Origin of the sequence: Paenibacillus sp. 23TSA30-6 (assembly GCF_014858585.1) — a bacterium.
GTDB lineage: Bacteria > Bacillota > Bacilli > Paenibacillales > Paenibacillaceae > Paenibacillus.
The window spans coordinates 1-5,040 of record NZ_SLTL01000068.1 but is presented as its reverse complement, the minus strand read 5'-3'; the positions used below and the strand labels follow the sequence as shown (position 1 = coordinate 5,040).

The following is a 5,040-nucleotide window of genomic DNA, read 5'->3' as shown; positions in this document are numbered from 1 at the left end:
TTCAGAGGAAATTGGAAGAGTAACCCCAACTTCCGTTACTGAGGACATAAGCTAGAGCTTGATCCAAATTCATAAGCCACGCATGCAAAATGCCAGGCCCTCATCACAGGGCTTGGCATTTTTAGTATTTCTGGCTCTGGAACGGTTTTGGTGCTGGTTTTGTATCTGGATCGGCGTACTGTATACGCAGTTTGAACTGTTGCTGCTCTGTAGGTTTCGCCTTCCAGTCGGTATAGATTTCTAGTTTGCTTCGCTCAGCTATACTAGAATGAGTATAACCCGTGGTGTGATTCTCCTTGTCTGAATGGTGTATGGTAACTTCATTCGACACGAATCTCCTATGGACTTTCTCAGTTTAGATGTCTCACTTCATATTACAATTCGTCATATTTAAAAAACATTGACATTTTTCGATTTTATATTTTATCATGTAATAAATTGTTATATATAACGTTTTCTTAACGAAGATAACAATTTATATTACCTCGACGTTTTTCATCAATTTTATTTATGCTACTTGAACATTCAACTCTAAACATATGGCTTCGATTCGCCCCTAGTTTTAAAACTTCTAAGATCACACACTCACATTTCGACTTATTTTACTCACACCACGATACGCAATTCATAAAATCCTATTCCGTTTTAAATCCTTTATATTAAATTGTAAATTGATCTTTTTTTAACCTTGGAACAATGATAACTATATATATGAATTAAATACATTAATTTCAAGATAACTATTTTTAATTATATCATTTTGGGGAGGGGAACTTCATGACATAGCGGCTTTATAGCTGCGAAACGTTTATTGAAGGACTGCTGTTATTTTGGGAAATGATCTGGAGTTGAACGAGTTTGAAAGAATATGGAGCAATTTTATGAGAGCCAATAATTATTCCACGGGAGGAATCCAATGAGTACAAGCCTTGAAATCGAAAAAGTGGCTAATTTGACTCCTTTGCAGGAAGGGATGCTCTTTCATACGGTGATGGAGCCAGAATCACAGGCGTATTATGAGCAGGTGCGGATTACCATCCGGGGAGTGCTGAACTTGGAGGCTCTGCAAAAGAGCTTTCAGACTTTGGTACAGCGTCATGAATCGCTTCGTTCAAACATTTATTATAAAAGTGTCTCCCGCGCGCGGCTCATTGTGTTTAAGCAGCGGAATGCCACCCTTCGTTATGAGAATTTGACGGATATCCCTGAGATAGATAGAGCTGAAGTTATTCGTAAATATGCAGACACAGTCCGGAACAAACGTTACGATCTGAGCAAAGATTTACTCGTTCGTTTGACTGTGCTTCAAACCCAGGAAGATGCATATACGCTACTTTTAAGCTTTCATCATATTATTATGGACGGCTGGTGCCTCGGAATCGTAAAGGAAGAGTTATTTGGTGCTTATGAGACACTGAAAGCGGGGAAACCTGTCCTACTGCCTGTTCCACAGTCATACACCGACTATGCCCGCTGGTTGGATAAGCAGGATAAGGATGCGGCCAAGGGGTACTGGCGGTCTATACTGGATGGCTATGATCAGCTGGCAGTATTGCCGACCCTACCTGTATCCCGTGAGCTTCAGGCAGACACCGGGTACTCTTTATGTGAGCATAAAACATCGCTTGCGGAAGAAACGACCCGTCAATTGCGAACTGTAGCCGAACGCAATGGAGCGACCCTCAGTAACCTGTTTTTGGCTACGTGGGGGATTGTGTTGGGGGCTTATAACCAAAGTGAAGATGTCGTCTTTGGCACAGTTGTTTCCGGTCGTCCGCCCACGCTTGAAGGTGTAGAACAGATGTTGGGACTATTCATTAATACGATACCCGTACGAATAAAATTTGATGCGGAACAGTCGTTCTCAGACTTGCTTCGCGATGTGCAACGGATGGCCGTTCAATCACAGGCGTACGATTATTGCTCACTTGCTGAAATTCAGTCTCAATCAGCGATCAAGCAGCAATTGCTAGATCATTTTGTTGTATTTGAAAACTACCCGCTGGAGGGTATGATTGGACGCCCTGATCTAGAGGAACGACTTGGATTCATCGTGGAGGACGTTCATCTATATGAAGAAACGCCCTACCACTTCAACATTGAAGTGGAAGATGGAACAGCACTGAACTTTATACTTTCTTATAACAGCTATGTCTATAGCAATGAAGCAATGACACGGTTAGCCGGACATCTGGAACAAGTGCTTGTGCAGATTGCACGGACACCGGAAATCCTGCTGCGGGATATCCGTCTGCTGACCATCACAGAAGAGACAGAACTGACGAAGATATGGAGCGGACCCGTTGTCGATTATCCTGCTGGGACGATTCATGAGATATTTGAGTTACAGGCAGAACGTACACCGGAACAGACCGCTGTAATTTACGAAGATATTGCACTGACCTATCGTGAGTTGAACGAACGGTCGAACCGACTGGCTCGTACGCTACGTAGTCATGGTGTGACGGCAGATCGTTTGGTCGGTCTAATGAGTGAGCGTTCGGTGGATATGATCGTTGGGATTTTCGGCATCTTAAAGGCCGGGGGCGCGTATGTGCCTATTGACCCGACGTATCCAGAAGAGCGCATCTGTTACATGCTGGACGACTCGGGAGCACATCTGCTGTTGACGCAAAATCATCTGGTGGAGAACGTAGCTTTCAACGGCAAGATACAGGTGCTGGATGGGGAGCCATCTGTATATCACGAGGATGGTTCAAATCTGGAGCCAGTGTCTGGATCTAAGGATCTGGCTTATATGATTTACACATCCGGAACGACCGGGCAGCCAAAAGGAGTCATGATTGAGCAAGGCAGTGTAAGCAATCTGGTTCATGCTTTGGCTGAGCGTGTGTACAGTCGTTATGACCAGCCTTTACAGGTGGCGTGGCTGTCAGCGTATGTGTTTGACGCCTCAGTACAGCAGATATTTGCAAGTCTCCTGTTAGGCCACACCCTGCACGTCGTTTCGCGTGAGGTCAGTTTGAATGGTGAGCAACTCATCGCATACTACCGGAAGCACCAGATTGACCTATCTGATGGTACGCCAGCACATTTGTATATTTTGAGCGAAACCGTATTGGTTACGGAGGCACCAGGGGTGAGGCATTTTCTGATTGGTGGCGAGGCGTTGTCGGTACAGTTGGTAAACGCATTCCTACATAAATGGTCCGGGTACCATCCGGTCATCACCAATGTGTATGGCCCCACGGAAACGACGGTAGATGCTACCGCTTATACAATTGAAGATCCAGAAGACCTGAATGTTCTTATGGAAAAAGGAGTACACACTCTATCCATTGGAACCCCGCTAGTGAACCAGTTGGTGTACATTCTAGATACGCATCAAAAACCGGTGCCGATTGGCGTTGCCGGTGAGCTGTACATCAGTGGTGTAGGTGTAGCACGTGGCTATATGAACCGTGGAGATCTAACGGCAGAAAAATTTATGAAAAATCCGTTTTCGGGTGGAGTATTTGGCTATGAGCGGATGTATCGGACAGGAGATTTGGCAAGATGGATGGCGGACGGCGATATTGAGTATGTGGGGCGGCTCGACCATCAGGTAAAAATCCGGGGGTATCGGATTGAACTGGGCGAGGTCGAATCGCAGTTGCTGAAAGTGGAACGGGTACGGGAAGTAGTAGTGATTGCCCATGCAGACGAAACAGGACAAAAGCAGATGGTGGCGTACTACGTTGCCGCGCAGGAAATTGACGCAGCCGATTTGAGAAGCGAACTAGGCGAGAAAATGCCAAGTTATATGATCCCGTTGTACTTCGTGCAACTGGAGCGGATGCCTTTAAGTCCGAACGGTAAAATCGACCGCAAGGCATTGCCAGCACCGGAAGCCAGTCTGCAAAGCGGAGTGGAATATATTGCAGCACAGACATGGGTGGAATCAAAACTGGTGCAAATTTGGCAGGATGTGCTGAGCTTGCCACAGGTTGGCGTGAAGGAAAACTTCTTTGAAATTGGTGGACATTCACTACGGGCGATGACGCTGGTCTCCAAGATTCATAAAGAATTGAACAAATCACTTTCACTACGCAGTATTTTTGAAGCTCCGACGATCGAGCAGTTGGCGGCTGTAATGGAAAGTCTGGATCAAGTGGCGTATGCATCGATTCCGGTGACGAAAGAGCGCTCCTTCTATCCGCTATCCTCTGCACAAAAACGGATGTATGTACTGAACCGAATCGATCCGGATGATGTAAACTACAACATGCCAGCGGTGATCCAGGTGAGTGGCCCTCTGGATGTAAAACGGGTGGAAGAAGCGTTCCGTCAGATCATTTTACGCCATGCAACCCTTCGTACTAGCTTTGAATTGGTGAACGGTGAGCCTATGCAGCGGATTCAGGGCACCGTACCGTTTGAAGTGGAGGATATGAAGATAGAAGAACAACATACTGTAACGGATGTGCTTGCTTTAGATGTGAAAATAGATTCACTCGTTCGCGCTTTTGTACGTCCGTTTAATCTGCAAGCCGCTCCGTTACTGCGGGTAGCATTGGTAGATCTGGGTGTACAAAAAATAGAAGAGTTGCCGCAGCATTTGCTTATGCTCGACATGCATCATATCATCTCGGACGGTGTGTCGACGGGGGTTCTCACCAACGAGTTTGTTCGATTGTATAGCGGTGAGGAGTTGCCTTCACTACGCATTCAATACAAAGACTATGCCATATGGCAACAAAGCCAGGCGCAACAGGAGTGGATGAAACGTCAGGAAGCATATTGGCTCGATACTTTCCAGGGTGAGCTGCTTGTGCTGGACTTGCCAACTGATTTTGCCCGCCCAGCGGTGAGGAGTACAGCAGGCGACACGGTGATGTTTGGATTGGAGCGCGAAGTTAGTGAATGCTTGAAAGAGTTGGCGGCGCAAACCGGCTCCACGCTGTACATGGTACTGCTGGCAGCCTACACGGCACTACTGCATCAGTACACAGGGCAGGAAGACATCATTGTTGGCACCCCAATTGCGGGACGCCCACATGCCGATCTGGAGCCCATCATTGGGATGTTTGTCGGAACCCT

1 protein-coding gene is annotated in these 5,040 nt (G+C 46.5%); it reads left to right on the top strand.

The features are described from left to right. Window positions 1-916: 916 nt before the first annotated feature. On the top strand, window positions 917-5,040 hold a 4,124-nt coding region (locus tag E0698_RS26040), incomplete at its 3' end, for a non-ribosomal peptide synthetase (RefSeq protein ID WP_192513402.1).